Source organism: Dactylosporangium sp. CA-052675 (assembly GCF_050947935.1).
Lineage (GTDB): Bacteria > Actinomycetota > Actinomycetes > Mycobacteriales > Micromonosporaceae > Dactylosporangium.
The window spans coordinates 9,321,234-9,340,567 of sequence record NZ_CP192010.1; the positions used below are offsets into that span (position 1 = coordinate 9,321,234).

Annotated in this window: 17 protein-coding genes; 2 read left to right on the top strand and 15 right to left on the bottom strand. The window is 72.6% G+C overall.

What is annotated here, in order from left to right:
• Nucleotides 1–56 precede the first annotated feature (56 nt).
• The 4 genes from ACQP1P_RS41790 to ACQP1P_RS41805 all read right to left on the bottom strand — a co-directional run bounded on the left by ACQP1P_RS41790 (nt 57) and on the right by ACQP1P_RS41805 (nt 4,569).
• Entirely contained in the window at nt 57–509 is a 453-nt protein-coding gene (locus tag ACQP1P_RS41790; protein ID WP_433080020.1) for a chemotaxis protein CheW, read from the bottom strand.
• 3 nt (nt 510–512) lie between these two features.
• On the bottom strand, nt 513–2,999 hold the full coding sequence (locus ACQP1P_RS41795) for a chemotaxis protein CheW (protein WP_433080022.1): 2,487 nt from the start codon (nt 2,997–2,999) through the stop codon (nt 513–515).
• Between the two features lie 111 nt (nt 3,000–3,110).
• Nucleotides 3,111–3,719 carry a class E sortase gene (locus ACQP1P_RS41800; protein WP_433080024.1) on the bottom strand — a complete coding sequence of 203 codons (609 nt, stop codon included), beginning with the start codon at nt 3,717–3,719 and terminating at the stop codon, nt 3,111–3,113.
• Between the two features lie 7 nt (nt 3,720–3,726).
• Nucleotides 3,727–4,569 carry a hypothetical protein gene (locus ACQP1P_RS41805; RefSeq protein ID WP_433080026.1) on the bottom strand — a complete coding sequence of 281 codons (843 nt, stop codon included), beginning with the start codon at nt 4,567–4,569 and terminating at the stop codon, nt 3,727–3,729.
• A gap of 210 nt (nt 4,570–4,779) precedes the next feature.
• Here ACQP1P_RS41805 and ACQP1P_RS41810 point away from each other — a divergent pair, with 210 nt between their 5' ends.
• A complete protein-coding gene (locus ACQP1P_RS41810; protein WP_433080028.1) occupies nt 4,780–6,990 on the top strand; it encodes a putative bifunctional diguanylate cyclase/phosphodiesterase in 2,211 nt (736 codons plus the stop codon).
• Here ACQP1P_RS41810 and ACQP1P_RS41815 read toward each other — a convergent pair.
• Together ACQP1P_RS41815 and ACQP1P_RS41820 are read right to left on the bottom strand one after the other, a co-directional pair.
• Nucleotides 6,987–8,441, bottom strand: coding sequence for an RtcB family protein (locus ACQP1P_RS41815; RefSeq protein WP_433080030.1), 1,455 nt, complete (start codon nt 8,439–8,441; stop codon nt 6,987–6,989). The genes ACQP1P_RS41810 and ACQP1P_RS41815 overlap by 4 nt on opposite strands.
• A 27-nt stretch (nt 8,442–8,468) precedes the next feature.
• Complete coding sequence (locus ACQP1P_RS41820; protein WP_433080032.1) at nt 8,469–8,948, bottom strand: hypothetical protein; 480 nt, start codon at nt 8,946–8,948, stop codon at nt 8,469–8,471.
• 116 nt (nt 8,949–9,064) lie between these two features.
• Here ACQP1P_RS41820 and ACQP1P_RS41825 point away from each other — a divergent pair, with 116 nt between their 5' ends.
• Entirely contained in the window at nt 9,065–10,705 is a 1,641-nt protein-coding gene (locus tag ACQP1P_RS41825; RefSeq protein ID WP_433080034.1) for a S8 family serine peptidase, read from the top strand.
• 11 nt (nt 10,706–10,716) lie between these two features.
• Here ACQP1P_RS41825 and ACQP1P_RS41830 read toward each other — a convergent pair whose 3' ends face one another.
• The 9 genes from ACQP1P_RS41830 to ACQP1P_RS41870 all read right to left on the bottom strand — a co-directional run bounded on the left by ACQP1P_RS41830 (nt 10,717) and on the right by ACQP1P_RS41870 (nt 19,272).
• Nucleotides 10,717–11,445, bottom strand: a complete 729-nt coding sequence (locus ACQP1P_RS41830; protein ID WP_433080036.1) for a GAF and ANTAR domain-containing protein — start codon at nt 11,443–11,445, stop codon at nt 10,717–10,719.
• Between the two features lie 114 nt (nt 11,446–11,559).
• Nucleotides 11,560–12,705 carry a SigB/SigF/SigG family RNA polymerase sigma factor gene (locus ACQP1P_RS41835; protein WP_433080038.1) on the bottom strand — a complete coding sequence of 382 codons (1,146 nt, stop codon included), beginning with the start codon at nt 12,703–12,705 and terminating at the stop codon, nt 11,560–11,562.
• Nucleotides 12,706–12,811: 106 nt separating this feature from the next.
• Complete coding sequence (locus tag ACQP1P_RS41840; RefSeq protein ID WP_433080040.1) at nt 12,812–13,870, bottom strand: ATP-binding protein; 1,059 nt, start codon at nt 13,868–13,870, stop codon at nt 12,812–12,814.
• Between the two features lie 89 nt (nt 13,871–13,959).
• Nucleotides 13,960–14,658 carry a phosphoribosyltransferase gene (locus ACQP1P_RS41845; RefSeq protein WP_433080042.1) on the bottom strand — a complete coding sequence of 233 codons (699 nt, stop codon included), beginning with the start codon at nt 14,656–14,658 and terminating at the stop codon, nt 13,960–13,962.
• 418 nt (nt 14,659–15,076) lie between these two features.
• Entirely contained in the window at nt 15,077–15,439 is a 363-nt protein-coding gene (locus ACQP1P_RS41850) for a response regulator (protein ID WP_433080044.1), read from the bottom strand.
• Nucleotides 15,440–15,508: 69 nt separating this feature from the next.
• The gene (locus ACQP1P_RS41855) at nt 15,509–15,709 is read right to left on the bottom strand and encodes a hypothetical protein (protein ID WP_433080046.1); all 201 of its coding nucleotides are present in this window, start codon (nt 15,707–15,709) and stop codon (nt 15,509–15,511) included.
• A 22-nt stretch (nt 15,710–15,731) separates the two neighbouring features.
• Complete coding sequence (locus tag ACQP1P_RS41860; RefSeq protein ID WP_433090335.1) at nt 15,732–17,267, bottom strand: glycoside hydrolase family 13 protein; 1,536 nt, start codon at nt 17,265–17,267, stop codon at nt 15,732–15,734.
• Between the two features lie 77 nt (nt 17,268–17,344).
• The gene (locus ACQP1P_RS41865; RefSeq protein WP_433090337.1) at nt 17,345–18,208 is read right to left on the bottom strand and encodes a carbohydrate ABC transporter permease; all 864 of its coding nucleotides are present in this window, start codon (nt 18,206–18,208) and stop codon (nt 17,345–17,347) included.
• Between the two features lie 77 nt (nt 18,209–18,285).
• Nucleotides 18,286–19,272 carry a carbohydrate ABC transporter permease gene (locus ACQP1P_RS41870; RefSeq protein WP_433080048.1) on the bottom strand — a complete coding sequence of 329 codons (987 nt, stop codon included), beginning with the start codon at nt 19,270–19,272 and terminating at the stop codon, nt 18,286–18,288.
• Nucleotides 19,273–19,334: the final 62 nt, after the last annotated feature.

The window sequence follows — 19,334 nt, forward strand, 5'->3', positions numbered from 1 at the left end:
TCAGCCCTGCATTCCTGATGAGCGGCGACTCCGCTGCGCTCCGTACCACTCATGACTTATTCCTCGCGGTTGGTGCCGGGCGGGTTGGTGTTGACGGCCTTCTGCGTGTCCAGGGCGAGCAGCAGCCGCCCGTCGAGCTTGAACGCGCCGGTGATCAGCTGCCGCGCGCGGCCCTGCAGGGTGTCCGGCGGCGGCTCGAACGTGTCGTCCTGCAGCGTCACGACCTCGCCGATGCGGTCCACGAGCAGCGACACGGACTCCTCGTCGGTCTTGACGATGACGTTCATCGCCGGCTCGGCGCTCTTCGTGCGCGGCGGCAGGCCGAGCTGGACGCGCAGGTCCACCGCGGCGATGACCTGGCCGCGCAGGTTGAACAGGCCGCCCACGGACTCCGGGGCCAGCGGGACGGGGGTGTACTGGTCGAAGGAGAGGACCTCCTGGACCTTGGCGACGTCGAGGCCGAAGAGCTGGTCGGCGACCTCGAAGGTGGCGTACTGACGGCTGGCCATGGCTCAGGCTCCGGCGGGCTGGTAGGTGTAGTCGGCCTCGGTACCGGTTTGGTAGGGGTCGTGCTCGTACGGGTCCATCGACGTGTGGAACAGCGGGTCGGCGGCGAGGATGGCCCGCCGCACGTCCAGCAGCTCGGTGACGCGCTGCTGGATGACGGCCGAGCCGAGCAGCCCGTCGTCGCCGAAGTCGCGCTTGGAGTCGTCGAGCCCCTCCTCGACGATGTCGATGATCTTCTCGACCGCGAGCGCCACCGAGCGGCCGTTCTCGGTGTAGACGACCACCGGGACCGTCGGGCCGGGCTCGGTCTCGTAGGCGCCCAGCAGGTGCGAGAGGCGCAGGACGGGCAGGATCTGGTCGCGGTACTGCACGACCTCCCGGCTGCCGGTGCGCTCGATGCGCTCGACCGGGAACTCCTCCAGCCGGGTGACCATGTCCAGCGGGATGGCCACGCGCCGGTCGCCGACGCCGGCGATGAGCAGCCGGTCGGCGTTGCCCCCGCCGCGGCGCACGGTCGTGTCGGCGCTCTCCCGCTCGCCGCTGGCGGCCAGGTGGGCGCGGCGGGCCAGCGAGGCGACGTCGAGGATGAGCGCGACCCGGCCGTCGCCGAGCAGCGTCGCCCCCGCGTAGACCCCGATGTCCTTGAACCGCGAGGTCAGCGGCTTGACCACGACCTCCTCGGTGTTGAGCACCCGGTCCACGACGAGGCCGAAGCGCTTGCCCTCGGCCTGCAGCACGGCGACGTACACGTCGGTGTCGTGCTCGCCGTCGCGGGCCAGGCCGAGCGTGTCGTCGAGGTAGACCAGCGGCAGCAGCTTGCCCCGCAGGCGGTACACCGGCGCGCCCATCGCGTGCTCGACCACCCGGCCCGACTGCCCGTCGAGGTAGACGAGCTCGTGCACGGCGACCTGCGGGATGACGTACCGCTCGTGCCCGCACTCGATGGTGAGCGCCTGGATGATGGCCAGCGTCAGCGGGATCGTGAGCCGCCAGGTGGTGCCCTGGCCGACGACCGAGTCGACGTCGACGGCGCCGCCGATGCGCTCGATGTTCGTCTTCACCACGTCCATGCCGACGCCGCGGCCGGAGACGTTCGTGACCGCCTTGGCGGTGGAGAAGCCGGGCTTGAAGACCAGGGCGAGGATTTCGCGCCGGTCCATCGTGGCGAGCTGGTCGCGCGAGACGATGCCCTTCTCCACGGCGATCCGCGCGATCTTGTCCGGGTCGATGCCGGAGCCGTCGTCGCGGACCTCGACGATGACGTGGCCGCCCTCGTGGTACGCGCGCAGGGTCAGCGTCCCCTCGGCCGGCTTGCCGGCCGCGACGCGCTCGGCGGGCGTCTCGATGCCGTGGTCGACGGCGTTGCGCACGAGGTGGGTCAGCGGGTCCTTCACCGCCTCCAGCAGCGACCGGTCGAGCTCGGTCTCCTTGCCCTCCTGGGCCAGGCGGATCTGCTTGCCGAAGGTCGAGGAGAGGTCGCGCACGACCCGCGGCAGCTTCGACCAGATGTGGTCGATCGCCTGCATGCGGGTCTTCATCACCGACTCCTGCAGCTCGGAGGTGATGAGGTTGAGCCGCTGGCCGGTGCGGGTCATGCCGGGGTCGGAGACGGTGCCGATCGCGCGGACGAGCTGGTTGCGGGTCAGCACCAGCTCGCCGACCAGGTTCATGAGCTTGTCGAGCAGGTCGACGTCGACGCGGATGGACTGGTCGGCGACGCTGCGGCGGGAGGCCGGCTCCTCGCCGGGCTCGCCGGGGCCCTTGCCCGCGGCGGGCGGGGCCGGGGGCGCGGGCGGGGCGGCCGCGGGCGGGGCGGGGCGGGCGGCGGCGGGCGGTGCGGGCCGGGCGGCGGGCGGCTCGGCGGCGGGCTTCTCGGCGGCGGGCTTCTCGGCGGCGGGCGGGGGCGGGGGCGGCGCCGCGGCCGGGGTCTCGATCACCGCGACGACCGGCTGGACGACGACCACCTCGGCCGGCGGCTCGACGACCACGACCTCCGCGACGGGCTCGGGGGCGGCGACCTCGGCGGCGACCGGCTCGGGCGCGGGGGCCGCGGCCGGTGCCGGGGCGGCCGGCTTGGCCGCGGCGGGAGCCGCGGCCTTGGCCGAGTCGTCGGTGATGCAGGCGTTGACCGCCGCGACCACCTCGGAGTCGTCGCCGGGCAGCTCCTGGCCGTTCTCCTCGATCTCGGAGAGCAGCCCGCGCACCGTGTCGACCATGCGCAGCAGGGCGTCGGTGGTGGCCGGGGTCATGCCCTGGGCGCCGTCGCGCAGGCGGGACAGCAGGGACTCGCCGACGTGGGTCACCTTCTCCAGGCGGTTGAACGCCAGGAACCCCGAGGTGCCCTTGATCGTGTGAATCGTCCGGAAGATCGAGGAGAGCAGGTCGCGCGAGCCCGGCTGGGCCTCGAGCGCGACCAGGTCTCGGTCCAGCTGGTCGAGGTTCTCGTGGGACTCCACGAGGAACTCCTGGACAATGTCACCCAACTCGCTCACGGCCAGGCGCTCCTTTCGACCCCGTCCCGGGGACACGACACGCATCGGGACGAACCACTCGGCTCGGACCCACTGGGCCAATCGGCACCCGAGATGGCCGGTAAAGGAGATTCAGGCCAGTTCGGTCGGGCGGGGCCCGCCGCGCGCATCGCGGCGCACGAGCGTCGCCTGGCGGATCAGGCGGCGGGCGGTGCTCAGCCGCGGCTCGGGCGTCACCAGGGTCAGCAGCGGCCCGGCGCCGGGCGGCGGCGGGGCGAGCGCCGTGCCGTCGTCGGGGCGCACGACGCGGGCCTCGATCACGCGGTACACGAACCAGCTCTCCCGCGTCTCGAGCACCACCGGATCGCCGATCCCGAGCCGGTCGAGGTCCCAGAACACGCCCGGCCGCCGCTCGCCCGCGACGCCGGTGTTGCCCGCGGCGCCGATCGCCGCCGTGCCCGGGACGAGCGCGGGGCCGCGGTCGCGGTCGTGTCCGCCCGCGCCGCCGAGCACCACGAGGTCGAGCCGCAGCGTGGGCAGGTGCAGCCGCGCGACCGGGCCGGTGGCGGCCGCGGGGCGGTCGGCGGCCCAGCGCGCGTCGAGGTCCTGGGAGAGCCGGTGCTGGGCGGCGCGGATCTCGCGGGTGCGCCCCACCCAGCTCCATGCCGCCGCTCCGCCCGCCGCCAGCCCCGACAGCACCACGAGCACCGCAAGGGCCGGCACCAGCCGGCGGATCGTCATAAACGCACTATATGCCGCCTATCGGGTCAGCGCGGGCGCCTCGGAAGGCCGGCGGCCGAGCAGGCAGACCGCGCCCTATCGGGTCAGCGCGGAGCCCCGGAAGGCCAGCGGCCGAGCGGGTAGACCGCGCCCGCCGCGCGGGCCAGCACGCCGATCCCGCCCGGCGCCGAGACCACCCCGCCGCGGCGAGCACCCAGCCGCGCATGTCCTCGCGGGTGTCGAGCGGCAAGCGGGTCGAGACGGTGGTGTCCACGATGACGGCGGCGGCCGCGATCGGCACCGGCACGGCCGCGAACGACCACAGCGAAGGCGCGGCCCCGGCGACCATCCGCAGCACGCCGGCGACCAGCCCGGCCCCGATGAGCAGCCGGTGGCGCAGCTCGCGGAAGCGGCCGGCGGCGAGCGCGCCGAGCACGGTCCCGGCGGCGAAGACCGTCGGCAGGACACCGTATCCGGCCGGACCGCCCGACAGCGGACCGAAGCTCATGGCCGCCATAGTGACCTGGTAGTTGCGGCCGGCATCGCGCAGTCCAGGCTGGCGCTGCCGAGCACGAAGGCCACGCCCAGGGTGACGAGCACCGCGGGCTGGGTGGCGAGGTAGCGCAAGCCGGCACGCACCGCGCCCCGCCCGGCCGGGGCCGCGGTCGCCAGCTCGTGCAGGGAGGAGGTGCATCGCCAGCAGCGCGGCGATCACGGCCGCGAAGCTCACCGCGTTGGCAATGAAGAGCACGGCCGGGCCGGCGGCCGCGGCGACCACGCCACCGGCGCTCATGCCGATGATGCGGCCCGTCGAGCTGATCAGCGACCCGTCGGCCAGCGCCTCGCCGAGCAGCGCGGGACCGGCCACCATGCCGCCGAACCGACCGAGTTGACCCCGAGGACCTTCGTCCACGTGCCGGTCACGGAGACGAGGTCGGCGGCGGCCCAGAGGCGGTGGTTTCGGGATCGGAGAAGGCGCACGAGATGTCGCATCGGAAGCGGATCCCGCCGCGGCAGCGCTGATCCGCCTTGCACCCCGTCGCGCAACCGGGCTGCACCACCCGTCCCGCTGAATGATGGTGTGCGAATCTGGCTCTGGTTCCTCGGCGGTGCCGCGGCGCTCGCCGCGGTCGCGGCGCTCATCTCGCCGAGCGGCAAAGGCGTGCTGAACCTCGCGTCCCTGCTCGGCTGCGTCGTCGTGGCCGCCGTCGCCCTGCGCCGCCGACGGCCCGAGCCGCGGGCGGCGTGGTGGCTCATGTTCTGCGGCATCGTGGCCTCGGCGACGAGCACCCTGCTGCTCAGCGTCGTGCCCGGCGCGCCGGAGGAGCTCGGGGCCGGGTACTTCCTCTGCTACCCCCTCACCGCCGCCGGCCTGTGGCTCGTCGCCCGCCGGCTGCGCCCGTGGTCCTCGACGCGCATCCTCGACGCGAGCATCATCCTGCTCGGGATCGCCCAGCTGACCTGGATCTTCGTGCTCTATCCCCTGCTGCACCGCAGCGGTCTGAAGCCCCTCGACGCCTTCGGCGTGAGCCTGATCGCCGTGAGCGACCTGGTGACCGTCGCGCTGCTGCTGCGCGTCGCGCTCGCGGTGCGCCGGGGCACGGTCGCCGGGCTCGTGCTCGCCTCGGCCGGGGTGATGGTGTGCTCGGACGCGTTCTACGTCGTCAAGTACGTCGCCGGCCGCGGCACGGTCGTGATCAGCTCCTTCGCCGCGGTCGGCTGGCTCACCTGGGCGCTGCTGTTCGCCGCCGCGGCCCTGCACGCCGACGCCGGCCACGCCCTGCTGCGCGCCCGCAAGAGCCGAGGCGATTACGGTACGCCGATCGCCGGCTTCATCGCCCTGGCGCTGCTCGGCCCCGGGCTCCTCGTCGCCGACCTGGTGCTGCGCCGAGGCGTCGACCCGTGGCGGCACGCGCTGGTGCCCGCCGTGCTCACCGGCGCGCTGATGGTCTCGATGGTGCTGCGCCTCGGCCGCGCCCTGCGCGACCGCGTGCAGTTGCAGCAGGAGCTCGCCTTCCGGGCCCAGCACGACGTGCTCACCGGACTGGCCAACCGCGAGCTGTTCCGCAGCAGCCTGCAGGAGGACCTCGACACCCACCGCGAGATCGGGCTGCTCATCATCGACCTAGACGGGTTCAAGGACGTCAACGACACCCTCGGCCACCCGGCCGGCGACGAGCTGCTGCTGACCGCGAGCGAGCGGCTGCGGGCGAGCGCCGGCCCCGCCTCGCTGCTGGCCCGCCTCGGCGGCGACGAGTTCGCGGTCATCTGCCCGCCGGAGACGCTGGACGACATCGCCGCCGCGCTCGTGCGCGAGCTCGCGCTGCCCTACCGCGTCGCCGGGCGCGAGCAGCGGATCAGCGCCAGCATCGGCGTGTACTCCGGGCACCCCGTCTCCACCGGCGAGGCCCTGCAGAGCGCCGACATCGCCCTCTACGCGGCCAAGGAGGCCGGACGCAACCGGGCCGTGCGCTACCACCCCGCGCTGCGCGAGGCCCACGTCGCCCACACCCTGCTCGCCGACCAGCTGCGCGCCGCGGTCGAGGCCGGCACCGGCTTCGTGATGCACTACCAGCCGGTGGTCGACGTGCACACCACCCGCGTCACCGCCGTCGAGGCGCTGCTGCGCTTCACCACGCCGGACGGGACCCCGGTCTCCCCCGCCGTCTTCGTGCCCGTCGCCGAGGAGATCGGGCTCATCGGCAAACTGGGCGCGTGGGTGCTGGAGCAGGCGTGCACCGACGCCAAGGCCTGGCACGACGAGCACGGCATCTCGGTGACCGTGAACGTCTCCGGCCGCCAGCTGCGCAACCCCGCCTTCGCCGACGAGGTGCTGGCCGTGCTCAGGCGCACCGGCCTGCCCGGCGCCGCGCTGGTCCTCGAGATCACCGAGACGGTGCTCGTGACCGCGTCGCTGGAGGAGACCGCGGAGGTGAGCCGCCGCCTCGCCCGGCTGCGCGCGTTCGGCATCCGCATCGCCATCGACGACTTCGGCACCGGCTACTCGTCGCTGGCCTACCTGCGCACGCTGCCGCTGGACGTGCTCAAGATCGACCGGGCCTTCGTGCACCGCATCGAGGAGCGGCAGGACAAGGCGCTGTTCCGCGCGGTCGTGGAGCTGGCGCGCAGCATGTACCTGTCCCCCGTCGCCGAGGGCGTCGAGACCCGGGGCCAGGCCGCGGTGCTGCGGGAGCTGGGCTGCGCGCTCGCCCAGGGCTTCCTGTTCGCCCGCCCGCTGCCGGCCCCGGCGCTCGCCGAGTTCCTCGACGCGCAGACCGCCGTGACCGTCTAGCCCTTCACGGTCAGCAGGGGCCGCAGCTGCACGACGGGCTCGGCGACGCCCGCGGTGCGCAGGCTGTCCACGACCGGGAGCACCTCCTTGTACGCCCACGGCGCCTCCTGCTTCAGGTCGCGCCGCCACGCCGCGATGATGTCCCGCCGCGTCGCCACCGCCGGATCGCGATGGTTGAGCGGGGTCACCACGCGGAACTCGCGCAGGAAGGCGTCGAGCTCCGCGTCGCTGCCCCGGGCCGCCGCGCCGCGCGGGACGCTGCGCCCGGCGCCATGGCAGGCGCTGCCGAGCGCGCGCTCGTTGCCCAGGCCCCGCAGCAGGTAGCTGGGCGCGCCCATCGAGCCGGGGACGATGACGGGCTCGCCCCACCCGTCGCCGGACCGCCCCGCCGGCGTCGCGCCCTTGCGGTGCAGCACGGTCTCGTCGCCGGGCCACATCAGGTTGTGCGGGGCGTCGTACACGAGCCGGGCGTCGAGTTCGCCGACGGCACCGGTCAGCCCGGCGCGCATCATGAGGCTGAGGAAGTACCGGTTGCCGACCGCGAAGTTCGCGGCGTTCGCGAAGCTGGTGAGGTACCGCCGCCGCATCCGCTCCGTCGAGTCGTCCAGCAGCATCGGCCGGATCCCGTTCGCGGGCTGGGGCAGGCCGGACGGCCACGCCTTGCGCGCCAGGTCCCGCCCCGTCGCCCCGGCCTGATGGCCCAGGGAGAGCGAGCCGCTGTGCACCATCGTGACCACCCGGCCGGGCGCGAGGCCCCACGCGTAGGCGGTCGGGCCGTCGTGGACCGCGGCGACGTACTGCAGCTCCGCGAAGTGGTTGCCGCCCCCGACCCCGCCGATGATGGAGTCGTAGCTGGTCCCGCCGCCACTTCGCACCCAGTCCGCGAACTCCTCGGCGTGCTGGGCCGGGAAGCCGCTCGCGTGCAGCCGGTCGCTGTCGCGGACGGTGTGGCGCACCGGGGTGTCGAGCTCGCCGTGCGCGAGCAGCCCCGGCAGCCCGGCCGTGAGCAGCCCCGCGCGCTGGTCGGGAGTGAGCCCGATGCGCCGGCCGCCCTCGAAGAACAGGTGCCGCAGCCGGCGCTCGAGCTCGTCCAGCCGGGGCCGGACCTCATCGACGCTCAGTGAAGTGGCCTCGACCCGCATGCCGCAGTTGATGTCGTTGCCGACGGCCTGCGGCACCAGGGCGCCGCGGGTCTGCAGCACCGTGCCGATCGGGATGCCGGCGCCCTTGTGGAAGTCGGGCGTGCAGACCACCCGCTCGATGCGGGCCTCCGGCGACAGCGCCTCGAGGGTGCGCTGGGTCTCCAGGACGGTGAGGAGCTCGTCCACCGCGGCGGGCTCGATCGGCACATCCGGCGCGGCGCAGATCTCGACCGGGACGTCATAGGGGTTGGGCAGCGTGGTCCAGGCCTCGTCGAGCCGGACGAGTCGGGGGTCGTTCCGCTTCGGCATCGTGCCGTCGATGGTAGGGCGCCGGGCTCAGGTGCGACCCTCATTTTCCTGGGCGCTCTGCAGCGTGGAGGAGTGCGGGACCCAGTCGGCCAGCCGCACCACGTAGCCGAGCCCTCGCAGCCGCGCCACCACCGCCGGATCGTCGTCGACCACGACCGCGACCGCCGACTCCCGCTTCATCCGCCCGAGCTGACGGGCCTTGAAGTCGCGGGCCGGGCGGCGGTCGTTCGCCGGGCGCATGAACAGCAGCTCGGCCGGCAGGTCGGCGGCGCGCAGCCACGCCGTGGTGAGGTCGCGCAGGTATTCGGGCCGCCCGGTGAGCCACACGAGCACGTGCGACTCGGCGTAGGAGCGGGCCAGCTCGACGCCCTGGGCGAGCACCGGATCGCGGTCCGCCGCGGCGAAGAAACGGTCCCAGTCCTTCGGGCGGCCGTCCAGGTACTTCAGCCGGTGCCGCACATCGGCGACCACCCCATCGATGTCGAACACCGCCAGCGAGTCCTCCATGCCCCCCAGTCTCTCCCGCAACCCCACGGCAACGATCGGCGACCTGCCCGTGCACCTGTGACTGCCGAATCTTGAACAGCACCAGTTCGGCGTCATCTGATGGGAGATCCGGCATCATGCGAGCGTTCCTCCGTACGTCCCTGATCGCGGCCGCCGCGACCGCTGGGCTGCTCGGGGCCGGCACGCCCGCGCTGGCCGCGCCCGAGGGCACGATCCTCGGCGCGAACGAGGCCGGCTCGATCCGGGACCGGTACATCGTGGTGTTCAAGGACTCCGTGGCCGCCGACGGCACCGCGGCCGCCGCGAACCGCCTGGCCGAGCAGTTCGGCGGCCGGGTGCGCCGCTCCTTCAGCAGGACGCTCAAGGGCTTCTCGGCGCAGCTGACGGAGAAGGCGGCGAAGCGACTGGCGGCCAACCCGCTCGTCGACTACGTGCAGCAGGACAAGACGGTGAGCATCGAGGGCAGCGAGCCGGGCGCCCCGTGGGGCCTCGACCGCATCGACCAGCCGAACCGGCCGCTGGACGGCACGTACACGTACGCGAACACCGCCTCGAACGTGACCGCGTACATCCTCGACACCGGCGTGCGCCTGACCCACTCGCAGTTCGCCGGCCGGGCGCGCTCCGGCTACGACTTCGTCGACAACGACACGGACGCGAGCGACTGCCAGGGCCACGGCACCCACGTGGCCGGCACCGTCGGCGGCACCACGTACGGCGTGGCCAAGGACGTCAAGCTCGTCGCCGTCCGCGTCCTCGGCTGCGACGGCTCCGGCAGCTACTCCGGCATCATCGCGGGCATCGACTGGATCACCGCCAACGCCCAGAAGCCGGCCGTGGTGAACATGAGCCTCGGCGGCGACGCGGACGGCTCGGTCGACCAGGCCGTGCGCGACTCGATCGCCTCCGGCATCACGTACGCGGTCGCGGCCGGCAACGCGAACACCGACGCCTGCACGATGTCCCCGGCCCGCACCGCCGACGCCATCACGGTCGGCGCGACCGACCAGACCGACACCCGCGCATCGTTCTCGAACTACGGCTCGTGCCTGGACATCTTCGCCCCCGGCGTGTCCATCACCAGTTCGAGCAACGCCTCCGACACCGGTACCACGGTCATGAGCGGCACCTCGATGGCCACCCCGCACGTGGCCGGCGCGGCCGCGCTCTACCTCTCGGCCAACCCGACGGCGACCCCGTCCGAGGTGCGCGACGCCCTCGTGGCCGGCGCGACGAACGGCGTCGTCGCGAACGCGGGCTCCGGCTCCCCGAACCGCCTGCTCGACACCGCCGCTATCACGGCCGTCGCCTCGCAGCCCGAGAGCACCCCGGTCACCGCGGCTCCCGTCCCGACGACCCCCGTCACGGCCCCCGTCCCGACGACCCCGGTCACCACGACGCCGGCCCAGCCCTGCAACGTCGCCTCCAACGGCACCGACGTCGCGCTGCGCGACCGCGGCACCGCGCTCTCGGTCGTGGCCATCGCGAGCTGCGGCGGCAAGGCCGCCAGGACCTCGAAGGTCGAGATCCACGTGGCGTACCCGAAGCGCGGCGATCTGACCGTCGAGCTGATCGCGCCCAACGGCTCGGTGAAGAAGCTCAAGAGCGCGAACAAGCGCGACAAGGCCGCCGGGCTCAACGCCGTCTACACGGTGAACCTCAGCAAGTACAACCGCAACGGCATCTGGAAGGTGCGCGTCCGGGACACCGCGAAGGGCGGGGCCGGGACGCTCGACAGCTGGACGCTGACGGTCTGACGGCCAGTCTCCTAGGAGCTCACCCGCTGCTCGACGGTCTGCACCAGGCGCTCCGCCACCGTCGTCAGAGGCAGGCCGAGCCGGGCCGAGGTACCGCGCAGCACGTCGAGCGCGGCCTCGGCCGAGCACGCGCGCTGGACCATCATGATCCCCACGGCGCGGTTGACCGTCTCGCCGTCGGTGAGTGCCTCCGTGAGCGCCGAGGTGAGCTGCGCCTGCACGTCCGCGCGGCGGCCGCGGTCGAGCACGGCCGACAGCAGCAGGCCGGCGTGCTCCGCCACGAGCATCGCGGTGAGCCCGATGTCGGCGGTGAACCGGCCGGGCTCGGAGGCGTACACGGTGAGCGCCCCGATCGCGTGCGAGTCGATGTCGACCGGCACCGCGAGGACGGCCTTCACCCCCGCCTCGAGGGCCCGCGGGCGCCACTGCGGCCAGCGCTCCTCCGCGGCCAGGTCGTCACTGAGTGTGATGTCCCGAGAGCGGATCGCCTCCATCGAGGGACCAGAGCCGCTGTCGTACTGACTGTCGAGCAACGCCTCCGGCAACCCCGACGAGGCCGCCGCGGTGGACGGCCCGCCCGAGCGGACCAGCGTGACCGCGCACCAGGCCGCCCCGTCGACCAGGTCGGCGGCGGTCTCCACGAGGTCCTCCAGTGCCTCCTCGAGATCGTCGCTCGCGATGAGTCGGGCGGTCAACTGGCGCAGCACGGCGGCGAACTCCACGGTGTGGAGGTCTGTCACGGCTCCCCCTTCGTCGAACCGGGGGGCGTACTACCCGTGCCGCGATCATCTCAACCTTTTCGCCTCCCGCATCAGCGATCACACGTGTGCCGGCCGTCACACGCAGGGCGCGCCTCAGCCGTCCAGGAGAGCGCGGCGCAGGCCGTCCAAGGTGCGGCTCAGCAGGCGCGACACGTGCATCTGGGAGATGCCCAGGTCGGCCGCGATCTGGGCCTGGGTCCGGTTGCCGTAGAACCGCAGCGACAAGATCCGGCGCTCGCGTTCCGGCAGGCGCGCGATGAGCGGCTTCACGGCCTGGCGGAACTCGACGCCGTCGATGTCCCGGTCGTCGTCTCCCAGGACGTCGGCCAGGGTGCCCGCGTCGTCGTCGCCACCCAGCGGGGCGAAGAGCGACACCGGACGGTACGCCGACGAGGCCACCAGCGCCTCGAGCACCTGGTCCTCGTCGATCCCGAGGTGGTCGGCGACGTCCTTGGGCGTCGGCGAGCGGCCGAGGCGCTGTCCGAGCGAGTCGCGCACGCGGTTGATCTCGATGCGCAGCTCCTGCAGGCGGCGGGGAACGTGGACGCCCCAGCCCTTGTCCCGGAAGTACCGTTTGAGCTCACCCACGATCGTCGGCGTCGCGTAGCCGCCGAAGTCGGTGCCGTAGTCCGGGTCGAAGCCCTCGATCGCCTTCATCAGCCCGAGCGCCGCCACCTGGCTCAGGTCGGCCGGCGACTCCCCCATCCCGTGGAAGCGCCGGGCCAGCCGGTCGGCCAGCGGCAGGCTGTGCGCGACCGCCCGGTCCCGCAGCGCGCCCCGCCGGGGGTCGGACCGGTCCAGCGCCGCGGCCTGGCGCAGCAGCTCGTTGACGGTGGTCCACTGGCTCGGTGGCTCGGCGTCGTCGGGCTTGTCCGCCTCGGGGACCGGCGGCGCACCGGGCGGCGGGTCGTCGTACGCGCGCAGCTGCTTCGCCGCCCCGATGATCTCGAGGACGTCCAGCACCAGGTCCGACGCCCCCGGAGCCCGCAGCGCGCCGCCTCGCTCCTGGGCATCGGTCTGCGCCCGCAGCAGCGTGTCCGCCGCCGCGCAGTCGAGCAGCCGCAGTCGCGACAGGTCCACGGTGAGGCTGCGCTGGCCCTCGTCGAGCCGCCGCGCGAGCGCGACCCGCAGGCCGACGCTCGCCGAATAGTCGAGGACCCCGGACGGACGCAGAATCTCGTCCTCGCCATTCCGCCAGGTGTCCAGTTCGAGTACCGAATCCGTAGGCATTGTCTCCATGGCGGAGACTCCCCCTGCTCTTTAGGCGGATTTGCTTTCCGGATCACTGTAGACACCATTTCCGGCGCAAATTCAGCGTCGCCGGATGAGTTCGCGGGTGAGCTTTTCAATTGGCGACGGTCGCCCAAACCACCTTTCCGCCGGGCACCGGAATGCAGCCCCAGCACCGCGTGAGCGCGCTGATGACGAGCAGCCCCCGCCCATCCTCGCGCAACATTTCACCCGTCGGCCATACGCTCTCCCGCACGGGCGAGGGCCGATCCCCTTCCGTCCTCGAATGCGCAACCCCCGCCGCGGAGGAATGCGCACCCGGGCCCCCGTCCCCGTCGGCGCGTGAATGCGTGTCGCCGCCGTCGTCCGCATACTTGTCCTCGGGCGCGGACGGGCGGCCGCCGAGGCGGGGCAGGGCGCTGCTGTGGTCGCGCACCGAGATGTGCAGGCGGCCGCGATCGCGCGCGGCGACGACCTCCATGTCGGTGCGGGCGTGGCGCAGGACGTTGCTGACCAGCTCGGTCACCACCAGCTCGGCGACGTCGCGCACCCGCTCGAAGCCCCAGCGCACGCACGCCCGGCCCACCAGGTGGCGGGCGGCCCCGGTGGCGTCCGGCAGCGGCGGGAGCACGACCCGCACGCGGGTGCCGACCGGGTCGTCCGCCTCCGCGCCCTTGCCGGTCGCGCGGGCCGTCCGGCCGACGGTGGCGGCGAGCGGGGCGGTGGCGTAGACGGGGTGGCCGCCGACGCGACCGGGAGCGGCGCCCGGGTGCCCGGCGGGATCCGGCCCGGGACCGGCGTCGCGTACCGGTGGCGCCAGGAGCGCGTGGGCGGCCAGGGCGGCGTCGGCGGTCGGGTACATCGGCATGCGCCGCGCCACCGCCATGCGATCCAGCGCCGAGGCCAGCGGTGGGCTCGCCGCGGCCAGCGTCAGGGCGCTGCCCGGCCAGGCGGCGGCGTGCTGGGCCAGGGCCGGCAGCACGGTCAGCGCCACGTCGTCGTCGTGGCGCAGGTCGGCCACGTCGAGCACGATCACGGACGGCTCGGTGGCGAGGCAGGCGAGCACCGTCGAGCGCAGGGCCGGGGAGCTGTCCACGCCCAGCACGCCGTCGAGGCGTACCACCGTGGCGTCACCCCGGCGCTCTACGCGAGCCCGCAGGTCTTCCGCCCTCATGGGGTGATGCTCTACCCACCCCAGGCGTTATAAACACCGCGATCCCGGTGCCGAGAACGAACTGGCACCGGGATCGCGCAGGGGCGTTGCTACACCGTCGTGGGAATCCGGCTCTCGCTCCACATCTGGGTGCACATCTGCAGGACGTGGGAGTCCGTCAGCGGGGCGAAGTCGTGGTAGTACAGGCCCAGCGCGTGGAACTCGCGCGGGCTGTGGATGTCGATGACCGCGTCGACGTCGGTGGCGAGCAGGTCAACCGACTCGGCCGCGCAGACGGGCGCGGCGAAGATCAGGTGGTCGGGCCGGCCGACCTTGAGCGCGCGCACGGCGGCCCGGGCCGTCACGCCCGTCGCGAGCCCGTCGTCCACGACCACGACCACGCGGCCGGTGACGTCGGGCGCGGGCCGCGAGCCCCGGTAGCGCTCCTGCCGCCGCCGCAGCTCCACGCGCTCGCGCTGCACGGCCGGCGAGAGGTCGCTGACGGTGAGGCCGACCGCGGCCACGGCACTGAGGTCGAACACGGCGGGCCCGTTCTCGGCGATCGCCCCGACCCCGTGATCGGACTGCCAGGGCAGGCCGATCTTGCGGGAGATCACGAGGTCGAACTCGGCGCCGATGGCGTCGGCCACGGCCACGGCCACGGGTACGCCGCCCTTGGGCAGGGCCAGCACCAGCGGCTGCTTCTCCGTCGTGGTCGCCCGTGCGCGCAGGTGCTCCGCGACGGCGTCTCCGAGCATGTGTCCGGCGGCCGTACGGTCCGCGAACCGCTCGTGCTCAGGCGGCCACATGGCCGTCCCCTTCCCTCAGCCAGGCTTCGCATGCGATCCGCACATCGATCCGCATCAAGCGGACACCCCCTTCGGTCGGCGCGGTGTTCCGGTGCCCCCCGTGGCGCCCCATCCCTGTCGCCGCTCTGCCGCGGCGCCGCGCCCGGTGGGAAGCCTACCCCCGCATGACCTGCGAAAACGCGGGTTTCGCTCACTCGCAACGGATGACGGGCCACGCGCTGCACATGCCCATCAGAGCCCCCCGACCATCACACTGCGCGCATATACGAAATGTCGGATATGTCGCGGCGCGGAGCGCCCGACATATCCGCGCCGGGAGGACCTGGTGCGGTCTTGCGCCGCGGAGGCCAGGATTTCTGGCGGGAGCAACGGTCCGGCGCTGACGCGGACCCGAGCCCGGATGCTCTTGACCCTGACCTCAGTTCGACAGGCAGCTGATCGTGGCGAGGAGGCTGTTGAGGGAGCGGCCCCTCGTCAGCCTCGTGTCCGCCAGGGACAGCCCGTGCACGGACGTGGCGTGCGGGGCGTTCGCGCTGTAGAAGACCACCGGCAGGTCCGCCGTCGCGGCGTGCCTGCGCAGCAGGTCCAGTAGTTCGTCGCCGTCCACCTTCGGCAGGTGCAGGTCCAGCACGGCCACGTCGAAGTGGGGCTGGGCCTCGGCCACGTCCAGCGCCTCCTGCGGGCTCGCCGCGGAGATCACGTGATGGCCGCCGATCTGCAGGCGGATGGCGGTGGTCTCACGGATCTCCGCGTCGTCGTCGATGAGCAGGACTCGCGCCATGACCGAATGGTTCCCTTCCCGGAGGATCGCAATCTCCCCGGCGAGAACATCGGTCGGCGGCGCCCGAAACTAAGCCTGCGGGCGTCGCCGGCGCCGGACGATCAGGATCACCACGATCGCGACGATCACGACCACGGCGCAGCAGCAGCCGCCGATCAGGCCGCCGCCGCCGTAGCTGCGACGGCGGCGGTCGAGCTCCAGCCCGGTGTCGACGGCGTCCAGGGTGGCCGGGCTGAGGTAGCTGTAGAACAGCGCGATCAGAGCGTTCATGACTCGACGGTAGCCGCCGTTGTCACGCCCGCAGCCAGGCCGTGGTATCGGGCGGCAGGCTGCCGTCGGCGGCCAGGTCTCCGCTCGCGAGCAGCACCTCACCTGGTGGGAGCGGGGCGGGCGCCGGGCCGAAGTTCGTGATCACCCGGACCGCGCCGTTGACGAAGTCCAGCGTGTCCTCCCCCTCGTTCCAGGCGACGGTACCGCGCCCGAGGCCGTGGGTCCGCCGCAGCCGCAGGGCCTCGGTGTAGAGCGACAGCGTCGATCCGGGCACCCCGCGCTCGCGGTCGGCGGCGAAGCGGGCCCAGTCCGGCGGCTGCGGCAGCCAGGAGTCGCCGCTCGGGCCGAAGCCGTACGCCGGCGCGTCCGCCACCCACGGGATCGGCACCCGGCAGCCGTCGCGGCCGCGGACCTCGTGCCGGGAGCGGAACCAGGTCGGGTCCTGCCGCATCTCGTCCGGCAGGGTGGTGTGCTCCGGGAGGCCGAGCTCCTCGCCCTGGTACACGTACGCCGAGCCCGGCAGCGAGAGCATGAGCATGGTGGCGGCCCGGGCGCGGCGCAGGCCGAGGGCCTCGTCGGGCTGGGGGTCGCCGATGCCGATGCCGCCCTGGGTCGAGTGCCCGGGCTCGAAGCCGAGCCGGCTCGCGTGGCGCACCACGTCGTGGTTGGACAGCACCCAGGTGCAGATCGCGCCGACCGGCTCGACCCCGGCGAGGCTGGACTCGATCGCCTTGCGCTGGTTCGCGGCCGTCCACGGCGCCATCAGGTAGTCGAAGTTGAACGCCTGGTGCATCTCGTCAGGGCGGACGTAGCGCGCGAGCCGCTCCGCCGGCGCGACCCAGGCCTCGCCGACCATCATGCGGTCGCCGGGGTAGCTGTCGAGGATGCGCCGCCACGCGCGGTACACCTCGTGCACCCCGTCCTGGTCCCACATCGGCGGCGTGCGGTGCTCGGCCCCGGGCGAGGTGATCGGCACCTGGGCCTCGGTCCAGTCGGGCAGGCCGCTCTCCTTGACCAGGCCGTGCGCCACGTCGACGCGGAAGCCGTCGACGCCGCGGTCGAGCCAGAAGCGCAGCACGTCCTCGAACATGCTCCGCACCTCGGGCAGGTCCCAGTTCAGGTCGGGCTGGCTCGTGTCGAACAGGTGCAGATACCACTCGCCGTCCGGCACCCGGGTCCAGGCCGGGCCGCCGAAGACGCTCTGCCAGCCGTTCGGCGGCAGCTCGCCGTCGACGCCCTGGCCCTTGCGGAAGTGGTACCGGTCGCGGGCGGGGCTGCCCGGGCCCGCGGCCAGCGCCTCCTTGAACCACGCGTGGTCGCTGGAGGTGTGGTTGGGCACCAGGTCGACGACGACGCGCAGGCCACGCTCCTTGGCGGCGGCCACGAGCGCGTCGAAGTCGGCGAGGGTGCCGAAGCGCGGGTCGACGTCGCGGTAGTCCGCGACGTCGTAGCCCGCGTCGTGCTGCGGAGACGGGTAGAACGGCGACATCCAGAGGGCGTCGACGCCCAGCTCGACCAGGTGGTCGAGGCGCGACGTGATGCCGCGCAGGTCACCCATCCCGTCGCCGTCCGCGTCGGCGAACGAGCGCGGGTAGACCTGATAGATCACGGCATCACGCCACCACAGCAGCGAACTCACCCCTTGACTCCACCGGCCAGCAGGCCGCGTACGAAATAGCGTTGCAGCGACAGGAACACGACCAGCGGGATGATCATCGACACGAACGCGCCGGAGGTCAGCCGCTGCCAGTCGTTGCCCCGGGTGCCGGCCAGCTCGGCGAGCCGGGCGGTCAGCGGGCGGTTGCCCTGACCCGAGGTGAACACCAGCGCCACCAGCAGATCATTCCAGATCCACAGGAACTGGAAGATCGTCAGGGAGGCCAGGGCCGGCGTGACCAGCGGAAGGACGATCCGCCGGAACGTCATCGCCGGGCCGGCGCCGTCCACCCGCGCGGCCTCGAAGAGGTCCTTGGGCAGCTCGGACATGAAGTTGTGCAGCAGGAACACGCCCAGCGGCAGACCGAAGCAGGTGTGGGCGAACCACACGGCGAAGAAGCCGCCGCCCCACTCGGTGTACCCCTTGACCAGCTGGAGCATCGGGATCAGGGCCATCTGCAGCGGCACGATCTGCAGCGCGAACACGCCGATGAAGATCCAGTCGCGGCCGCGGAAGTTCAGCCACGACAGCGCGTAGGCCGCCATCGCCGCCATGGTGACCGAGAACAGTACCGCCGGCACGGTGATGACCAGCGAGTTGACGAAGTAGCTGGCCAGCCGGCCCGAGGAGGCCGAGGTGCCGAAGACGACCTCGTTGTAGTTGTCCAGGGTCACGCTGGGGTGGCTGAAGAACGTCCACCAGCCCGTGGTCTTGATGTCGTTCTCGGGCCGCAGCGACGAGACGAACAGACCGAAGGTCGGGATGGTCCACAGCAGCGCGATGATGATCGACACGACGCTGGCGGCCCGGGACGTGAGCTTGCGGCGCACCCGGCTGGCCATCGACTCGCCCTCGGGGCGGTAGAGCGGGCTGGCCTCGGGGACGTCAGCAGCGTCGGTGCTGACGGCGTCAGTGCTGCTCATCGGATCTCCGTTCGGTGCCGCAGTTGCCGGGCCTGGTAGATGACGATCGGCACGACCAGCAGGAACAGCAGGACCGCGAGGGCCGAGCCCTTGCCGTCGTCGTAGGAGCGGAAGGCCTGGTTGTACATCTCCACGGCGAGCACGCTGCTCTTGAACTGGCCACCGGTCATGGTCCGGACGATGTCGAAGACCTTCAGGGTGGCGATCGTGATGGTCACGACCACGACGACGACGGCGGGGCGGATGCTGGGCATGGTCACGCGCCAGAACATCTGCCACGGGTTGGCCCCGTCGAGCCGGGCCGCCTCGACGATCTCGGCCGGGATGGCCTTGATCGCGGCGGAGAGGATGACCATCGCGAACCCGGCCTGGATCCAGATCAGGATCACGATCATGTAGAAGGTGTTGCCGGGTGCGTTGCTCAGGAACTGCTGGGGCTTGCCGCCGAACCAGACCAGGATCTGGTTGAGCAGGCCGATCTGCTCCACGCCCGGGTCACGGTAGGCGTAGATGAACTTCCAGATGATCGACGCGCCGACGAGCGAGATGGCCATCGGCATGAAGATCAGCGACTTGGCGATGCCCTCGCCGCGGGCCTTGTCCACCAGCACCGCGTAGAGCAGGCCGAACCCGGTGGCGAAGAGCGGGACGCAGACCACCCACAGCAGGGTGTTGCGCAGCATCGTCAGGGTGTCTTCGTTGGTGAAGATCCAGGTGTAGTTGTCGAAGCCGATGAAGGCGTCGCCACCCGCGTCGTAGAACGAGAGGTACACGGTGCGAATCAGCGGGTACACCAGGCCGACGCCGAGCAGGACCAGCGCCGGGCCCAGGAAGCCGGCCATCTGGAGCCGTTCCTTGCCCCTCCCCCACCGGGGCAGGATGTCGAGCACGAACAGCAGCGCGCCGACGACCACGATGAACCCGGCCATGAACATGAGCGCCGGCCAGATCTTGGCGACGTCCTCGGAGAAGTCGTAATCCATGGGGTGTCCTCCGACCAGCCGGGTCCGGCGCCGTGGTGCTTGGCGCCGGACCCGGACCTCAG